Here is an 18,644-nt window from a genome sequence, read left to right as displayed (position 1 = left end):
CGCGGCGCGTTTGTAACCTAATTGCGTTGCCTATCGGTATCAATCGCATGCTACCAGTGCTATGACTGTGTTACCGTAACTTGTCTTTTGATGAATTTGCACGATTTTCAGGCTCTGTAATGGCAGTGTGGTGGGTGCCGTTTTTTGTGATTATTTTTTGACAAATTGTCGTGGGTGAACACGTTTGCGTATCTCTTAAGACTATCATATATAATAGCCAAGCGGAACAGACGCTCACTTGTCGTCTGTCCCGCTTATAATACACTCAAGGCTTAGCCTTGCGAGCTTCCCATGACGTGTCGCATGGCGGAAAGCTAAGCAAAGCTCCACCACGGCCCCATGGGTTAAGGCTTGGTCTTGCTTACCTTGGTGAATAACACGCGCAAGGGGCATGACAACATGACGGGTTCACCCTCCACAGCAGAGTATTCCATCATCTCATAGGTTTCTTTCCATGTAGATCCCCAATCCATCTTGACGGTGTTTTCCACTGGCTTGTAGTCGTAGATGGTCATCTCAAGCATCTCCTCGCCAGTTTCCTCGCTCTTCACCAATCTAAATCCTACGCGAGCCTGCTTTATGTTTTGGTCTTTCTCGTCCATGGACAGGTTCACGTTGTCTATCCTCAAGACGCTAAGTTGCACTTTGGGCATTGGCCATCCGCCATACTCTTGCATCATTTCTATGCGCGTGCCCATGTAGGTGGCCTTGCCCGGGGCTGTGAAATAGTTTTTCAACTTGCCTTTCAGTTGAGGCGTGAAAATGTAAGCGTCGTTGTCTCCCTTGAACGTTATGAAGTCGTTTTCGGGCGTTCCATCTACCAATACTTCCGCGTTGGCTCCCATGTTATCCTTTAGCCACTTGGCGTTAGACACGGTCTTGAAGGCCCACGTGCCGTTGAAGTTGGCCGGCCCTACTATTTGTATGGTCATCATGGCGTTTTCTCCTACTGACAGGTTGTCGGTAGCGGGCAGCCTGAGCACTATTTTGTCCTTGCCTTTTTCAAGTTTCAGAAAGTCGAGGGTGATAGTACCGGTGTTGTCCCCTGGCTTGAAGACTATTTTCTTCTCGTCGTTCGCAAATTTGAAGTGTGTGCCCTCGACGGCCGTGGAGAGCTCTTTGTCTAACTCGACATCTAATTTTGTCTCGGTGTTGAAGCTGAAACGGTCACCCTTGTCGGTCCTGATGGACACGGCGAAAGCGTTGGACAGCGCCAACTGAGCCTTGGTGTCCTCGAACGAGTAGATATTGGCTCCCACGAAATACACCTCAGAATACTTGAGTATACCCACTTTCACGCCGTTTGTAGGTTGCAGCGTTGCCATGAGAGTCTTGCTGGCAGACACTTTTTTCCGGGTCAATGTGATAAAGGCTTGGCTTTCGCCTTTTTTTACATGAAAGGCGTTTGCCGATGCCGTGAAGTCCACGCCCTCTTCGGCTCCGGTGAATTTCACGGGTATCTCAAGGTCGGTCTCGGCTGGCTTGATGGTTTTCATGCCAAGTCTTACCGTGGCCCCCACCTCGTTTTGGAGGGTGTAGTAGGCTTTCTCTGTGCCTACGGGCATGCCTGTCTGTGTGCTCTCGTCTTCTTTGCAAGATACGAAAACAAGGCAGAGCAGCGTCATTAGAAATATGGTTTTCTTCATGATTGAAAGTCTATATGTCAATAATGTTATGCCTATTTTACGGCGTTCTCGTACTCATTTTTCACGCTGTCCACCATGTCTCGTTCCTCATTGGTTAGCGAGGTGGGGTCGGGCAGCTTGTAAACACGGTTTGCCGTGGCGTTTTTGTCAATGCGCGGTGGCATCTCATCGGCCTTTTCGCATGCGCAGAAAGTTGCCATGCCGATACACATCGTGACTGTGAGCGCTAATTTGAATATATTGTTTTTCATCGTTCGTTCTCCTATATTGAATGTTATATGGCATCTTTGTAGCCTTCGTTTTGCACGATGCCGGGATTAATGCGCAGCTCAGACTCTGGGATGGGCATGGTGTACATGTATTTCTCCGTGTTGTAGCGCAATCCGTCGTAGGCAGTCCAAAATTCGGGTGTGCCGTTTCGTTTCAGCTCAAACATGCGATCGCCCTCCATGAACATCTCTTTGCGGCGCTCATTCAGAATCACAGCCATAAGTTTGGACAGTGGTTTGCCCTCGGCGTCTACCACGATGCGTTCTTGGCTGTTCCTCTCGGGCAACTTGTCGAGGCTCAGTGGCTGGGCGTCTTTAATGCGCAGGCTACGCAGCAGGTTGATGGCGGCCAATGCTTCGGCATCTTTGCCCATGTGGGCGTAGCTTTCTGCCAGCATGAGTTGCAGTTCGGCGGAGCGCATTCCGCAGAAAATGGGCTTTGTAGCCTTGCGCTTTTTGTTTACAAATAGGCTTGCTCGCACATCGTTTGCTATCTCGTCTTTCGCGAAACACTGCATGTAGCGCTTGCTTACAGGCCGATAGGCTATGGAAGCGGCTTTGCTTTCGTACTCCTGCACGGTGGTGGTGGTCGTCGAGCGATATGCGGTCATGATATGGTTGCCCTCTTTTGGAGAGCCGGGGTTGATGACCATCATCTTGTATGCCTCGCCTCCCACAAGTGGGTATAGCTTGATTAGCTCGTTTGCCAAAGGCACCACCTTGTCCCATTGTTCTGTCCAGAAATAGAGCTGGGCTAAATATCCTTTAGTGACAGGCTCCGTAAAACGATACAAATCGTTAGTGCAATGATAGTTGATAGAGGCTTTTAGGTCACGCTCTATTTGGTCAATGGTTTGCTGTAAGGTGCTACGGATAGGCCGAGCTTCCATGTCAAAGCTGACCACCAATGGCAATCCTAATTGCTTGTCGAACTGTCCTTTGATGGGCGAGGGGCAAAACATGCGCATAAGCTGGTAGTAAGCCACGCCGCGCAGGGCATAGGCGGCGGCCAAGACATTGTTAGCCTCTTGGGTGTCTCGTTCTTTCATGTTGGCGATTACGATGTTGCAGTCTCGAATCAGGGCATAGTTTCGCCAATATGCCGATTGCGAATAGCTGTTGACAATGTTGCCGATATAGAATGGCATGGCTCTTCCCGATTGCTCGGTGAGGCTGGCTTCGAAGTCGTCGCCCCCCGCAAGGTCAAAGTCAAGACAAGCGGAGGCGTTAAATACAACATAGTTTTCGCTGCCCTCATCAATGACGTTGAGATATGGGTGGATGAGAGCGGCAAACTCTTCTGCCGTCTTGGGGATGGTGCGTCCATACGGTTTGATGTCAAGGTATTTATCGCACGAAGTCAACAGCAGTATTGTCGATATGATAATGAATATTTTCTTCATGTTTTGATGTGTTATGATTTAGAAACCTACTGATAGTCCGAATGTGAATGTTCGTGCCATGGGGTAAACCGCTCCGGGAGTTTCTGGGTCTATTCCCGAGTAGTTTGTCAGCGTGAGCAGGTTGTTCATGGTGAACGATACAGACAGTGAACTGAGGCGTAATGAGCGAATAATCGATTCCTCAAACGAGTAGTTCAGATAGAGAGAGCCTATTTTGAAATAGGATACGTCTTCCAATGTGGATGCCTTCGTAATCGTGCTCTCCGTTGTCATGTAGTTCTTCAGACCTAAAAACTCGCCGTATGCGTCGATAATCCGTGGGTATGCGTCGGTGCGTGGGTTGTCTGGAGTCCAGCGGTTTACCACGTCACGCCGCACGTTGAGATGGTTGACGTACAAGTCGTTGATTTGCGCGGGGATGCGCTCAATGGTCTTACCCTCGAGAGAGCTGTAGTCCACGGGGCAAGTTACGTCGTTCACGATTTTGCCACCAATAGAGAAAGAGCCTCCCACGCCAATGGAGAACCGCTTGTAAGATAGACTGATGCTGTAACCACCATTGGTGGGTGCGTTGCCCGTGCCAAGGTAGAACAGGTAGTTCTCATAGTTGTAGTAGTCGGCCGCGCTGTTGAACACCGCGTCGGGGCGAGGCTGGTAAGCGTAAATACCGGTCATTTCGTCTACGCCGATAAGTTTTCCGCTGAAGATACTTCCCAATGGATAACCCTCGTATCTCCCAGAGCTGAGGCCCGAAGTGGGTGGCGTGTACTTCACCAACTTGTTGTAGTTGTATGCCATGTTGGCAGTCAACGAGCCGCTCCAATCTTTTGTTTTCAGGAATTGGGCATACAATGTAAGTTCCAATCCATTGTTTTCAAGGGTTGAGGTGTTAAACTTTTGTGTGCTAAAGCCTGTTGTGTAAGGCACTCTTATTTCTGACACGGCATCTTCCGTACGCCTTTTGTAGACCTCGGCGCTTAGTCGTAGTCGCTCGTTGAAGAAGCCCGCGTCTAATGATAGTTTCATGTCGCGTGTCTTTTCCCAGCGCAGTTTGTCGTTGGGGGCGTTCTTCAGGAAGCCCATGCGATAGTAGTCGTTGTCGGTTCGCCTGAACACATTGACATAGTCCATTACTAATTGGGGATAGACAGATTTGTTAATGTTGCCCGTATAGCCGAAAGCTGTTCTTACCGACAGACTGCTCACGATGGGTTTTAAAGCTTTCATGAAGTTTTCTTGGTCCACGTTCCATGACAGGCCGAGTGACCCCGTGGGGTTGAATTGTTCGTTGCTGCCAAAGTTGTTGGACCCATCTGTGCGCGCCGTTAGGCTTGCTACGTATCGATTGCGGTACGAATAGTCCATCGACATGTAGAAAGACGCGAATCGATCTTCCACGATGCTCTGTCCGCTCAGGCCGTTCACGATACTCGCGTAGCGCAGCAAGGTTCCGGTGTCAATCTTCGTGCCCTCGGGGAATGTTGGTATGGAGGCGTTTCCTGACACAGGGTCGTAGCCGTAACGCTTGGTGAAAATGCTTTTGGCATATTGCCCGCGAATCTCCGCCCCCAACAGCGCGCTCACGTAATGGTTATCCTTGAATGTGTTGAAGAAGTGGAATTGGCCGCGCAAGTTGTAGTTTTTGTTGTAAGCGGAAGATTGCGATATGGAGCTGTACACTCTTTTCGAGGTTTGGCGATTGGGCTCGAATGGCCTGTCCATCCAAGCCGCGTAGGTGTCCTTGCCGTTATAGTTGTCAGAGTTGTTGTTATTGTATCCATATGAGGCCAAGCCCTCGAAGTTCAGGCAATCGAGTATTTTCACCGATAGGTTGGCGATGGTCGTGACGTTGAAGTTCTTGGATTCAGAGTTTGTGTTGTTTAGCTCGCGCAGCACGTTGAAGCCGTTGGGCGGCATGGGAAAATCCATGTTGCCATTGGCCAATCGCAAATAGTGGTATGTTTGGTCACCGGCGTAGCTGCCGTCATCGTTGTATGGCCGTTCGTAAGGGTTGGCGAAGTAGGCGTAATTGAACATGTCCACCCCGGCGGATGAGCCGTGAGACCCTTGCCAAGACAGGTCTATGGATAGCCCTAACTTGACCCTGCTGTTGGCTTGCATGTCTAATTTTGACGAAATGTTATAGCGGTCATAGCTGCTTCGTTTAACCAAGCCGTTGTTGTTGCCATATCCCAATGAGATGTAATAATTGCTTTTCTCGCCACCTCCAGACATGGATAGGTAGTGGCTTTGCGACACGGAGTTGCGAAACAGCTCTTTGAACCAGTCGGTGGAGTGACCTCGCAGTTTTTCTATCTCGGCGTCTTGCTGTTGCTTCGACAGCCCCGCGTATTTGCCATATCCTGACCTTATCATGCCCACCGCACCTATCACGGGGTATGTTTGCTTGTTGTTGAAACGGCTGGCGGAGAACTGATCCCAAAGTTTTTGCTCCCAGTCGAGTTTCTCGCTTGCGTTCATCAGGTTGGCGTCTCTTGGCGGTGTCGTGGTCAATGACACGTTGGTGGAGTAGCTCATGTGCATTTTTCCTTTTTGTCCGCGCTTGGTTGTCACCACGATTACGCCGCCAGCGGCACGCGAGCCATAGATGGCGGCTGCCGAGGCATCTTTCAATACCGTCACGGACTCTATGTCATTGGGGTTGATGCCGGATATGCCATTGGTGAATATCTCGCTGAAATCGCCAGCCCTGATTTGGCTGTTCGTGGCTATGGTGGGCACGTTCTGTTGCAATGGCACGCCATCTACCACCCAAAGAGGGTCCGCGTTGCCGGTGATGGTGTTGGTTCCCCTGATTCTCACCTTAGCCGTTTCGCCGGGTCTACCTGACAATGCTTTCACGTCCATGCCCGCAACCTTGCCTTGAAGCAACAGGTCGAGGTTGTTCAAAGGTCTGTCTTTCAGTTCCTTGGCGTCTATCGTGGCCACCGAGCCTGTGATACGGCGCTTCGTGGTGCGCTGATAGCCGGTAACAACAACTTGATCGAGTGTCTTCTCGTCATTGCTTAGCGTGATGGTGCCAGATATAGGCTTGTTCACAACGAGCACGCGAGGCTGCATGCCCAAATACGAGACGGTGATTTTTTCACCTTTCCTAACCCAAAGTTTGACCTTGCCATCCATGTCGGTCAACACGGGGATGGGCTTGCCCGACACTTTTACGGTAGCTCCGGGCAGGCCTTCTCCTGTCGCGTCCACAACGACAATGTCGACAAGAATGTCGGAGTCGCCGTGCGTATTTTGTGCATAGGTAGCTTGCAGAACGCATGCACAAAACAACATCAATAATAAAACTTTTAATTTTGTCATACTGTCCGTCATTTTGTTATTTATGGTTGATAATGTCAATGTCTCTCCCCGAGGGGTTGATGAGGTTCTCCTTGAAGTAATATCTTATCAGGTTTTGATAGTAATTGTCCCACACTCCATGGTCTTTCCCGGGCAGGATTATCATGTCAAACCGCTTGTTTTTGTCTATGAGAGCCTTGGCCAAGCGCAGCGTCGAGGCGTAGGGCACGTTGTTGTCCACGTCGCCCGATATGAGCAGGAGCTTGCCTTTGAGGTTCGCGGCCAATTCCATGTTGGTTGGAATCTTCTTTAATCCGTGGAAAGTCTCTCCCCACCACTGTATGTAAATGTTGTTGTCATGGTTGCCGGAGGCCGCCACCCCCACCTTGTAGAAGTCTGGATAGGTCATCATGGCGGTCGCGGCCATGGCTCCACCGCCGGAATGCCCGTATATACCCACCCTTGTTGTATCTATAAACGCATATTGCCGGGCGAGCGTCTCAATGGCGTGTTTGTCGTCCGCGATGGCGTAATCGCGCAAATTGCCGTATCCATAGCAGTAAAAATCGCGTCCTCGCAGGGGCGAGCTGCCTCTTGGCGCCACTGTCACCACCACGAATCCCATCTCCGCCAAACTCTGGTTCCCGTTGTCGTCAATGGCAAACGAGCGTGGCAATTGGTCGTCTTGCGGTCCTGGATAGACGTTGGAGATGATGGGATATTTCTTGGCTGGGTCCATGTTTGTGGGCGTGTACATCAGTCCGTAAAGATCCGTCTTGTTGTCGGCGGCCTTCAGTTTGACGCGCTTGGGTGGCATCCAGCCGGCTTTTCTCAATTTGTTGTCATCGCGTTGGGCAAACTCAAAATACCGATTGCTGTTTTTCATGGACACAATGTTGTACACTGTCGGCAAATCCATGCGCGAGTAACTATCTATGGCATACATGCCGTCATCGCAGAATTGCAATTCGTGCGTGCCGTCTCCGTGGCTCAGGCACTGTTGCCCCTTGCCATCAAGCGAGGCCCTATATTGATATTTGTAATAAGGGTCAACGCCCTTTTCATTTCCGTACCCGGTGAAATACACTTGTCGTTTGAGCGTGTCGATACGGATTATGTTGCCCGCCACAAGATTGTCACCTTTTGTCACTCGACGTATCAACTTGCCGTTCCTGTCGTAAAGGTAGTAATTCCCTTTGCCTGTTCTCTCCGACCACCACAAAATTTCCTTGCCTTTATTCAGCAGTCGGTAATCGAAGAGGTTCACGTTGACATGTGGACGGCAAACCTCGCTTATCACGGTCTCCACCTTTCCAGTGGGAATGTCGACCCGACAAAGTTCCAGTGTGTCCACCCCTCGGTTCCTGCGTATGAAATATAGGTCATCGCCCGCGTCGCCAAAGTTCATTGACACAAACTGGTCTTTAAATTTATAGATGGGCAACAAGCGGCCTTCCCGCTTGTCCGCGTCATACCAAAACAGCTTGAACTGCCTCACATGCTTCTCGTTGGGCAGTGGCATTTTTTTTGTTATGAGCTTGGGGCGTCTTTTGGCCAAGGCGTTGATGATATACAGGTCGCCCACCTTGCTGTCGTCATTGACAAAGTTCAGGTATATGTGCCCTTTCCATTTGCCGCTCTGGTTGCTTTCCAAGAGCGTGTCTTTGGCCGATTTGTAGCAGTATGAGCCGTTCTCCACGCCGTCTGTGGTGAGCTGTGTCGTCTTGCCGGTGCTATTGTCCCGTACGTACAGGTTGTATTTGTCGCCAAGCATTGTAAACGTGGAATCGACCGTTGATGAGCCAGAATGGTAAGATGGCACGCGCGAACGGTTGCTCCGCGACGTTGTTTCGCGATTGTCCAGGGTCATTTCTCCGCTTTTCCTATGGTACACCAAGCGTTTTCCTTTGCGTGTCCAGTAGAACTTGGACGTGTCGTCTGCGCTCATCTCGATAGAGTACAGCGTAAAGTTAGCGGTGGTCATCGTGGTGTCGCCGGTGAGTTTGCGATATTGTCTCACAAAGTTGTCGACGTTGGCTATCAGTCGTTCAGGCCTCCTGTTTTTCAGGCTTACTATATAATATACGTTCTGCCCATTCTCCATTTTGTTGTATTTCACGAAGTGAGAGCCTTTCACCCAATCGGGCAAGACGGCATTCTCGTAATACAATTTAGAGAGGTTGCCCTCTGACATCCGCTCCACGCGTTTCCAGTCTACGTTTTGGCTTTTGGCCGTGCACGCGCATAAGCATGCCACGCCAAGTATGGTTAGTTTAAAAAATCTCATATATCCTATTTGTATTGTCGTGCCATTTTCACAGCCGCTAACGCATCTACAATGCCGTTGCACACCGACAGCCCTTGCTCGTCCATGCGCGAGGCGCTCTCCATGAGAATGTGTTTCACCTCTGTGGCGGTGAGTCTTGGAAAATAAGAACGTATCATTGCCGCTACGCCGGCTACCACCGGCGCGGCCAAACTGGTGCCCTGCGAGAGGTCTTTCTTGTTGCCTGGAAATACGGATGCGATGTACTCGCCCGGCGCGAAAATATCAACGTTTCGCGCTCCATAGTTTGACATTTTTGAGACGCGCCCATGCATGTCCGTCGCTCCCACGCGTATGTAGTTGTCAAAGCGCCGTCCCTGTTTGTCCACCGCTGTCGGGAAGTAGTTCGTGCGGTCTGTGTCCTTGTGGTTGTTGCCTGCCGCTTGCACGATGAGCGCGTCGTGTCGCGCCGCGTAGGCGATGGCATCGTTCACCATGTCAGCCTGTGGCGAGGTGTATTTTCCAAAACTCATGTTGATGACCTTGGCGCCATTGTCAACGGCGTAGCGTATGGCCGTGGACACGTCCTTGTCATACTCATCGCCGTCGGGACAAATCCTGATCGTCATAATCTTGGCCTCGGGACAGATGCCCTCATATCGTTTGTCGTCTGGCGTTTGTCCGGCGATGATGCCAGCCACGAACGTGCCGTGCTCGCATCCATCCACCGTGAGCGTGTTGTTGCCATAGTGGATGTCGCTTGCGTCGTTCATGTTGTCACCCATCAGGGTGCGCTTGTCAATGTCGCGCTCTATGCTGGCAATTCGATTTTGCATGAGTTGCAGTGCCGCTTGCTGCCTCTGCTTGAACTTTGTCCAACTCATGCTTCCTCCGGAGCGCACGATGTCTGCTATCTGCGTGCTCACCCAACTCTCCCATCGAGGCTCGTTCACGTCAAGTCGCATCACGTTTGTCACGCTCATGGTATCGGCGTCGATGCCCGGCATGGCTTGTACGATCGAGTCTATGGCGTGGCGTGCCATGGCTTTTTGTTGTGCAAAGGCGTAAGCCTTCAAATATCCGTTAATGCTCGCGGCCTTGCGCATGGCCAGATAATATTGGTATTCGGCGTTGTTTGCCATCTCTTCGGCGTTGACATGCTTGTATTTTGGGTACAAACGCTTAAATTCCCTGAACTCCTGGGTGCCCGCGGAGGTCATGTTGAATGTTCCATCGGCCGTGCCAAGGAAGTTCCAGCCGTGCAAATCGTCCACGTAGCCATTGCCGTCATTGTCCTTGCCATCTGGTTTCTCCTTGGAGTTAGACCATAGGGCGGGCCGAACGCTCTCAAGGGTGGTGTCTATGCCTGAGTCTATAACACCGACAACGATGTTTTTTTTGTTGCCAAACCATCGTTCACCCATGTATATTCTTGCCGCCTCTGTGTTGGCTCCACGCAGGTTCTCACCGCACAGCTTGTGCCACCCGGCGTAATTTCTTATTTGTTTTGATTGCGAGAGGGCGGACGTGAAACACGCGCCCAAAATCAAGAGAATACCTATTTTTTTCATGTCATATACTTAATAAAAAGCGTAAAGCATCATAAAAAAATACAAATTTAGCTATAATAAAATGATTTTCCTACTTTTTCGCCTGTTTATTTGTAAATAATCATGTTTTTATGTTTTTTTACTCACATTTTCTTACATTGCAAACGCTGTTTGCAATAAATCCTCAAAAAAAACGGACAAAAGGTCTCTCGTGCTTCGCGTATTTGCAAGCAGCCGACCTTTCGCTCGCAAATACACGAAAAATGAGCATATTTCGCAACTGCCTATCATTTAGAAGGTTACGTTGTTTTGTATGCGAACCTGTCATTGAAAAACATTTGTGGGCTTGCCATTAAGGCTTAATCGGCATGCGTTTAAGGCTTAATGGCGAGTCGATTAGGCTCGAAACGCGGCGCGTTTGCAACCTGATTGCGTCGCCTATCGGTACCAATCGCATGCTGTCATCGCTATGACTGTGTCACCGCAACTTGTTTTTTGATGAGTTCGCACGGTTTTCAGACTCTGTAATGGTCGTGTGTTGGGTATCGTTTTTTGTGACTATTATTTGACAAATACGAGTTTGCTTCGTTGCGAAAAACAAAAAGAGGCAAACTGCTTTTGCGCAAGTTTGCCTCCAATGAAAAGGTCACTAATAGTGTAATTTTAAACTGCTCAGACTTGATGCCATTTGGCATTTCGCGTCACTAATCTCTATTGCGGCGTGATCTCTGTGCCCAAACCTCTTGGGCTGTCGCCACATGTCATAGCCGACCGATTTTTTTGCCGTCGCGTATATACAAGCCTTTGGGCAATTTGTCGATGTTGGTGCCCAGATAATGACCGTTAAGACTGTAAATATTGGGGTTATGTTGGCGTCTCGTCAGCGTTGTGTGGCCTATGCTTGTGGGTAGGGTGTTTCCGTCTTTGTCTTTTATTGTGATGCTGTACACATAGATGCCATTGCTCGAGGTGATGGCCACGTCGCCGTCTTCGGCCACTTTTCCGATGCAGATTTGCTCTTGCAGGTTGTTCGGCGCGGCGTTGCCAAAGCCCTCTTCCACATTAAGGTTGTGAGCGTCGAGATAGCGAGGGTTTTGACTTGTCACCGACCGGCATCCCACGATGACCGTTTGTCCCGCTTTTAAGTTGGGTATAACGATGGCCAAATTCTTGGCGTTGAGGTTGATGGCTTGCCTCTCAGCGTCGGTGTATATGCGCAGTTTGCCTATGCTTACAGGCTTCACGGTTTTTGTCTCGGGTATGTAAGTGCAAAACAACAGTCCACGCGCAAAGGTGGGTTCCATGTTGTTGACCATGAGTTTGCCGGCGTATTGCGACAAGTGCTTAGCCTCTACCGGCTCGGTGCCTGCCTTACCTATGGCGCTCGCGTTTTGGAACACGGGGTTGTTGCCGTTGTCAGTGGTTTTCTGCCATTTGCCAACGCCGCTTGCGTCGGTTTCAAACGCGTTCCTGTCTTTGTCGGCCATGAAGTTGAAAATCCATGTTTTCCCGAGTGCCGACACATGGTCCACACGCTCGAGTTCTGACAGCCACGTGGGCACGTGCCCCAATCTTTGTTTCAGTTGTTCAGCGTAGAGCGAGTGGGGTAGTACGGGTGTGCCGTGGCTTTCGTCGCGTTTGGTTTGGCCGTCGGCGAATTTCATGTCGTAGTCGCCGTGTATGCCCACGATGGTAGGCGGCAACATTTTTATCCAGATGTTATTGTTGTCCCACCAACGGTAGGGCAGCATCTTGAGCGTTTGGAGCGACGTGTTGGTCACGTACAGGTTCCAGAGCGTGAGATCGTCAAGGTGGTTGGGCAGCTGGTATTTGTCTCCACCGCATCGCAGTTGCATCAGTCCGCCCCGGCATACGTCTATGAGTGTGGCTCGTGGCTGTGTGGCGTGCGCCTCGAAACATGCGTCCACGCCCCATGCGCAGTTCCAGATGACAGTGCCTATGCTCTGCTTGGACACGCCACAAGCGTGATATTGGCCCACGCTCTTGGCCCATGCGTTGCGCGTGTCGTTGTAAATGCCATCAGAGTAGTCGCTCACTTTGCCGATAAACACGCGCGAGGATGCCTGCGAGCGAATGGAAGAGTGGCCGCGGTTGCCTGTGATGAGGATGTCGTAAGCCGAGCAGTTGGCGCACCAAGTGAAAGTGAGGGCCTCGCTCACGCTGTGAAACGCCACGCGGCGCACCCACGAGTTGGCCAGCCTGACCATGTCTAAAGGCTTGTATGCGCCATCGTCTTTCCACGATCCGTGGTGCTTAAAGTCGGGTTTGGCATCGCCCACGAAGGTCACATCCTCCACGCCCACATTCTCAAAGCACTTGTAGTTTTGGATGGTCCAGCCGTATTGACTTTCCACGGCGTGCATCAACGGCTCCTTAAATGTCACTTTGCCGTTGCCCACCGCCGCCACTTGATGGTAGTCTACAACCTGCACCCCCTCGTTTATGAGGTTTGTCATGGTTTTGTACAAGGGTTGTCCTAACAACTCCTTGTCGATAAGCGCGCGATCGTTGTTCTTGAGATGGAGCGTCACCCAGTCTCCCACGTGGATGTTCTTGGTATCGTCAACCGCCACCTCGAAGCTCCCCTTTGGGGCGTTGGCGGTCACGTTGGCCCATACAGGGACAGGCTTTTCACCATTGTTCCTGATAGATAGCATGGTGGGTGAGGTCCACATGTTTTTAGGGTTTTTAGGCAAGTTGGGGTCTTGCATCACCAATTGGGTTTTGTCACGGCCTGCGCCCTTTATAATCAGGTTGCCCGCGACGATATTGATGGTCTTGGAGGCAAGCTTCCCAGCGCTGTTTGTGAAATTGTCCGCGCTGGTGTGTAGGATGTATCGTCCTGCTGGGAAATAGATGATGGCGTTGGCTTGGCCGCCATTTTTTCTCGCCTTGTTGTTGATTTCGCCCACCAACCGGTCAAAAGCGGCACGGTCTGAGAGATCGTCGGTGCCGTCAAGCCCATATTTTGTCACGTCGTATACGGTGTAACCCAAGGTGTAGACATCGGCGGGAGCCACCTCGCCGTGCTTGTATCCGGCGAAGGAGAAATCCAAGAGTACGTTGTCGGTCGATCGGTTAACAAACTGTTGCCATGCGATGGCAGTGTTAGAAACACCACCATCCGCCATGAGTGGCAGGGTGGTGGTGAAAAGTATTGATACCAGTAAGTTTCTGTATCTCATAGATAAATGTTTCAAGATTATTTGACGATCTTCTTGCCGTTCACGATGTAAACACCCCTCTGCAGGTTGTTCAGGTCGTTGCCCACATATCGTCCGTTCAGGTCGTAGGCCTTACCATCAGCCGTTGTCTTAGCCTCGATTTCTCCAATGCCTGTCAAGACGTTCAGCTCATCTATGGACAACACTTTGCCAGAGGCATTCTTGACGGTGATATCGTAAACGTATATGCCTTTTGTTGAAGTAACCCAAGCAGCACCATCTGCAGCCACTGTGCCTTCACCGGTGTGATCTGTCTTGCCCGGTTCAGCATCTGTGGGTGCCACGAAAGTGTGTCCATCTTCAAAGTTAAATCCGTTAAGATAACGGTTCTCCTTGGATGTTGTGGAACGATATCTCACACTGACCTTCATTCCTTTCTTCAAACCGGGGATAATGATGGCCAAATTGCTGGCGTTGAGTTGCAACGCATTCTTGAATGCCTGTGTGTTATCAACATTGAACCAAATATTTCCAATGCCTGTTTCTTTTTTGGGATATATAGCTTTACATTCCTTTTTCTTATCCACATATATGGCGAACAGCGGACCTTTTGTGAAAGAAAACTCTTTTTTTGATTTGTTAACGAGCGGATCGCCGCCTAACTTGGCAATGTTAGTGCAATCTACTGGCTTTTTGTTTCTGCCAATTCTTTCTGCTGACTTGTAGACGTTGTTGTCTAATTTCCATGAACCATCATTGACAGCAACTGTCAATTCTGCTTTCTGTGCATCCGAGAGGTTTGCAAAGTCATAAGTCTTTGTCGTTTCCTGCGCATTCATGGTCACGGCCACAGCGCACATCATGGTGATGAGTAAAGATTTAGTTTTCATACACTTAAATTTAAAAATGGTTGTATTTGTGTTATTATTGATTAAGTTCCAAGTCGTAGCTCAAGCCGTCTTTGCAGACAAATCGGATGGTGGTGGTCTTGCTGTCTTGCGCCACTAACTTGATATTGTCTGTCTCGTTGAACTTCCATTTGCCTATCAGAGTGACCGTGACGGGTATCTCCAAGCTTGGATTGTCTCTCCATGGGCGACCGTAGATGCTGCGTTCCACGCGCTTGCCGTCTTTATAGACATCGTCGCTGGGCCCGCGATAGAGTGCGAGATCTGGCTGTGCCACGGTGAGTATCATGTGTTTGGGCGTGATATAGCGCGCCATGGCAAGGCACGAGGTGTCCGTTCGGGCTATCGAACTGCCCGGGAGGTAGCCCTTGGGGGTCTCGAAGAGTGCGTAAGAAATGGTGTTGGTGGCCTTGGACGACACGATGTGCGCGTCTCTGTTTTTGGCAATCACCGTGTAAGAGGGATGCTGCGCGAACGCCTCCATTTGCTCGGCGGTGGCCTGAGGCATCATGGCATACTCGTATTCGGCATTCTTGGGTGCCTTGCCGTGGTTGATGACGAGCGATGTCCATGTGCCCTCGGTCTCGGATCCGGTCTCCTCATTGCGCGATTTTTGCAGCACCAAGGGTGTGAACTCTGCCTTTTGCGGCGAGTAATAGCCCGTGCCGAGATTGTCTAACCACCATTTTCCGTTGTCATGGAAGCCCTGCCAATACTTGCGGGCGGCGTTATCGTTGGCCTCCAATTGGAATATTGTGGTCTCGGTGGGGTATTGGTCTACGTCATTCTCAATGTCGCTGCCAAGACAAACGATAACCCTGTCGAAGAAGTGGTACGACTTGCGGGCGCGGTGCGAGCCGTTATACTTGTCGTGCTCGTGCAGCTTCATGGCGAAGTTGCCGTTCACGCCAAGTTGCGACAGGCCGCCTGCGAATGCCTCGTCAGAGTATAACATCTCTTCAACGCCAGACGAGATGTCCACGTTTCTGATCTTGGCTTTCAACTCATCGAATGGCAAATGTATGGACGTTACGCCCGGAATGCGGTTCCAGTCGAACCCGTCTTGAACCCATCCGCTGGTTTTTGGCGTTACGTCTACGCCCTCGGGGGCGGTCATAATCTGCATGCTTCCATAGCCCAAGTAGCGTCCGTAGAGGTTCTCGCCCACGTAGTGCTCGGCTCCCCAAAGATAACGGCTTGTGCCACGAACCACGGCCGACCAGTTGGCGCGGCGCTGTACGGCGGTGCATCCATAGCTGAGCGAGAGGTTTCCTTGTGGGTCTTCCTCTGCAAAACAACCTTTGATTTGGAACCGCTGGTATGTTTTTTTCTCCAATGTGGAGCGTGGGTTGTTGCCCAGACGCATGTAGACGGCCGCCATGTCGCGGTCGAAGTCGTGCTGTTTGTCGGGTGTGCCTGCCATCGCCATGTAGGCATAGTGTATGGGTGTGAGCCTACCTTTGCCGTCAGGATGGCGACCGGATAGGGCGAGTGGGAAGTGCAGCTTGTTGCAATAGAAACGCATGGCTAGCAAAGCGTTCTTCACTGTTTGGTGTGCTAACTCGCCAACGGCAAACTGTGTGTCGCTCAAGATGTAAATCATCTGCGTCGCACCGTTGAGGCCTCCTACCGCATAGGCAGGATAATTGTTGCAATGGTGGTAGCCAGAGCCATCAATCTTGAATGCGTCGGCCAGTCCGGGGGCAGGTCGGCATCCCCAATCAAGCCAACGACTGCACGAGCGAAGGTATCTCACTTTCTCCGGAGAGTCGTCCATGAGAAGTATGCTCGACATGCATCCCACTGACGAAGTGTTGAACGTATCCATGTCAATGCCATTGCCAACCGGTTTTTGATAGAGCTTGTTGGTTTGCCCATACCATAGCATGGTCTTTACGGCCTCGTCTAATTTGCCCTCTTTTTTGAGTGCGTCTTTCATCAGGAAGTAGGCTATATACATGTCCCTGAGACTGTAACCATAATGATGAATGTTGCCCCAGCAAGAGCCAAAGGTAACGCCTTGGTCAGTGATATGATCGTACATGAGCATGAACATATCCTTCAATGCGGCCTTGTCTGTCTCGTTGGTGGCATTGTTATAGCCAATGGCCATGCGTTGCATGAGCTTGAAATAGTCGGCCATCTCAAACCCGGTGCGTGTCAACATGTCCTTGTTCCAATTGGGAATCATTCGCTCGTAGGCCTCGGCATGGCGCACAAACCATATCGGCATGCCAGAAATGACGCCCTTTTTGCGGCTGATGCGATATTTGGCGAATTGCGTCCGCATCTCATCCATCTGCTTGGGATAGAGTTTTGCGGGTGTGTAGATGATGGAGCGGAACTTGTCTTCCATCTTCTTGATGTCGCGTCGCTGTTCGTCGGTGACAGGTTGCAAGGCGATGTCGGGCTGTATGCGGTAACTTTGGTTCACCACCAACCAGTGATTCTTGGTTTTCTTGTTGACGAAAGGCACTTGCAAGTCGGCCGTTTGCTGTCGTGGATCCACCTTGATGGCGGTGATGAGATGGTCGAAAAAGAGCGTGCCCTTGGTGTCGGGGGCCACTATCTTGACTTCGTCCATGCCCACTTCGGGTTTGCCCTGCATGTCGCGCTCATAGCATACCCATGCGCCCCGCCACCCTTTGAAGTTGATGCCAAAGGGAAACGAGGTGCAAAGTTTGCCGTTTTTGAGAAATTGGAAGGTAATGGTTTTGCCCGGTTGGGGCTTCTCGCTGTACACCCAAACGATGAAAGCCGAGAGATAGTTGTCCCTATCGCCCTTTATTTTAGGCTCAAACCGCAGGTCTCTTTTAAGGCTGAGAGTCGCGTTGGGAGAGTAATTCCATTGCAATGACTTCTTGCCGTTTTTGTAATGGGCGGTCGAAAGTTCCACGCTCGATTTGACGGTTTGCGCCGATTGCAAATCTTTCTCGTTCTCGAAAGAGAACATCCTTGGGTCGTCGAAGAGCTGACCCTTCGCCCCCATGGGTGCAAAGAGCCAACCGATCGCACCTAAAAGTATGATAGAAACTGTTTTTTTCATGCTTATTGATAATAAAATGTTGTTATCAATCCACGACCTTAACCTTGATTTCGCGGATAACTCTTGACTCGTGCTTGTAGTTGCTGTTGGTGGCTACGAACGTGGCCTTGTATTCTCCCGTCTTGTTATAGGTGTGGGAATAGCTGTTGAGAGCCTTGGTGATGTTTTTGATGGCCATGCCTTGATCGGGCGAGCAGGCATTGGACATGATAAGATCGGACACAAGCCAGCTGTATTTGAGGGGGGCACCGCTGCCTGAACTGTGGATAAAGAAGTTGCCTTTGCCTGCGTCTTCCAGGTTCCAGATGCCACTCATGTTGTTGGTAACGGTGCCGTAAGCCCTGTTGTCTTTCATGTTTTTCTGGTCTTTCAAGTTGTGTCGCCACATCATATTGAGGGGCGTGAAACCGAAATTACCTGCATAAAGGGTAGAGGTTGTTCCGTTTTTCAACTTGTTATCTATCTTCATATCCACGAAATTCATGCGAGGTTGGGCAGCCTTGTTGCTGTGTCCGGTATAGGATATGGCCAATGCAAAGCGTTTTCCCAGATAGGGTTTGAGGTCGATCTCGTAAGATAGCGCTCCCTTGGCGTTACCCGGTGCCTGTGGAAGCTCTGCCTGTGGCACCAAGTCTTTCCACTTGTGGGCCTCAACCAACATGGAGTCGGCGTTGAAATCTTTTTTATTCAAGCCCGCGAAATCTTCCGAAATCATCATCTTCAGCACATTCTTCGTGCACTCTCCGTTGCCATATTGCGCCCAAACCGAGAAGGTCAGCTTGGACGAAGTGATGTCTTCGGGCGAAACCTGGTCACGGTCTCTGTATTGAAACTCATGGCCAACCTCGCCACTGAAGAAAGATATGTTATCTGGATCGCCCGCGAAAAGGAATTGCACGGGCTGTCCTTTCTTGACGACGAAAGTGTCGTTTATCTTAGAAATGTTCTCGTTTTGCGCCACGTCAACGTTCAACATAGCCTCTTCGGTAAGCTCATTGTTGCACGCTGCGAACATCGCTGCTATCGCGGAGAATAGTATATATTTGCTTATTTTCATGACAT

Annotated in this window: 10 protein-coding genes; all 10 read right to left on the bottom strand. The window is 50.5% G+C overall.

Translation table 11 applies throughout. The annotated features are described in order from the left end of the window. Window positions 1-344 precede the first annotated feature (344 nt). Entirely contained in the window at window positions 345-1,646 is a 1,302-nt protein-coding gene (locus C7379_RS06395) for a hypothetical protein (RefSeq protein ID WP_116616533.1), read from the bottom strand. 32 nt (window positions 1,647-1,678) lie between these two features. Next, window positions 1,679-1,897, bottom strand: coding sequence for a hypothetical protein (locus C7379_RS06390; RefSeq protein WP_116616532.1), 219 nt, complete (start codon window positions 1,895-1,897; stop codon window positions 1,679-1,681). Between the two features lie 23 nt (window positions 1,898-1,920). Next, window positions 1,921-3,318 carry a RagB/SusD family nutrient uptake outer membrane protein gene (locus C7379_RS06385; RefSeq protein WP_116616531.1) on the bottom strand — a complete coding sequence of 466 codons (1,398 nt, stop codon included), beginning with the start codon at window positions 3,316-3,318 and terminating at the stop codon, window positions 1,921-1,923. A gap of 18 nt (window positions 3,319-3,336) precedes the next feature. Further along, window positions 3,337-6,648, bottom strand: coding sequence for a SusC/RagA family TonB-linked outer membrane protein (locus C7379_RS06380; protein ID WP_116616575.1), 3,312 nt, complete (start codon window positions 6,646-6,648; stop codon window positions 3,337-3,339). A 16-nt stretch (window positions 6,649-6,664) separates the two neighbouring features. Beyond that, entirely contained in the window at window positions 6,665-8,914 is a 2,250-nt protein-coding gene (locus C7379_RS06375; protein WP_116616530.1) for a S9 family peptidase, read from the bottom strand. Window positions 8,915-8,919: 5 nt separating this feature from the next. Next, complete coding sequence (locus tag C7379_RS06370; RefSeq protein WP_116616529.1) at window positions 8,920-10,464, bottom strand: S8 family serine peptidase; 1,545 nt, start codon at window positions 10,462-10,464, stop codon at window positions 8,920-8,922. Between the two features lie 740 nt (window positions 10,465-11,204). Beyond that, complete coding sequence (locus tag C7379_RS06365; RefSeq protein ID WP_133241877.1) at window positions 11,205-13,649, bottom strand: DUF4955 domain-containing protein; 2,445 nt, start codon at window positions 13,647-13,649, stop codon at window positions 11,205-11,207. A gap of 17 nt (window positions 13,650-13,666) precedes the next feature. Next, the gene (locus tag C7379_RS06360) at window positions 13,667-14,518 is read right to left on the bottom strand and encodes a hypothetical protein (protein WP_116616527.1); all 852 of its coding nucleotides are present in this window, start codon (window positions 14,516-14,518) and stop codon (window positions 13,667-13,669) included. 34 nt (window positions 14,519-14,552) lie between these two features. Continuing rightward, entirely contained in the window at window positions 14,553-17,582 is a 3,030-nt protein-coding gene (locus tag C7379_RS06355) for a chondroitinase family polysaccharide lyase (protein ID WP_207773404.1), read from the bottom strand. A 25-nt stretch (window positions 17,583-17,607) separates the two neighbouring features. Further along, on the bottom strand, window positions 17,608-18,639 hold the full coding sequence (locus tag C7379_RS06350) for a DUF5017 domain-containing protein (RefSeq protein WP_116616525.1): 1,032 nt from the start codon (window positions 18,637-18,639) through the stop codon (window positions 17,608-17,610). Window positions 18,640-18,644: the final 5 nt, after the last annotated feature.

Source organism: Hallella colorans, from assembly GCF_003096815.1.
Classification (GTDB): domain Bacteria; phylum Bacteroidota; class Bacteroidia; order Bacteroidales; family Bacteroidaceae; genus Prevotella; species Prevotella colorans.
This window is presented reverse-complemented; position numbering and strand designations above follow the sequence as displayed.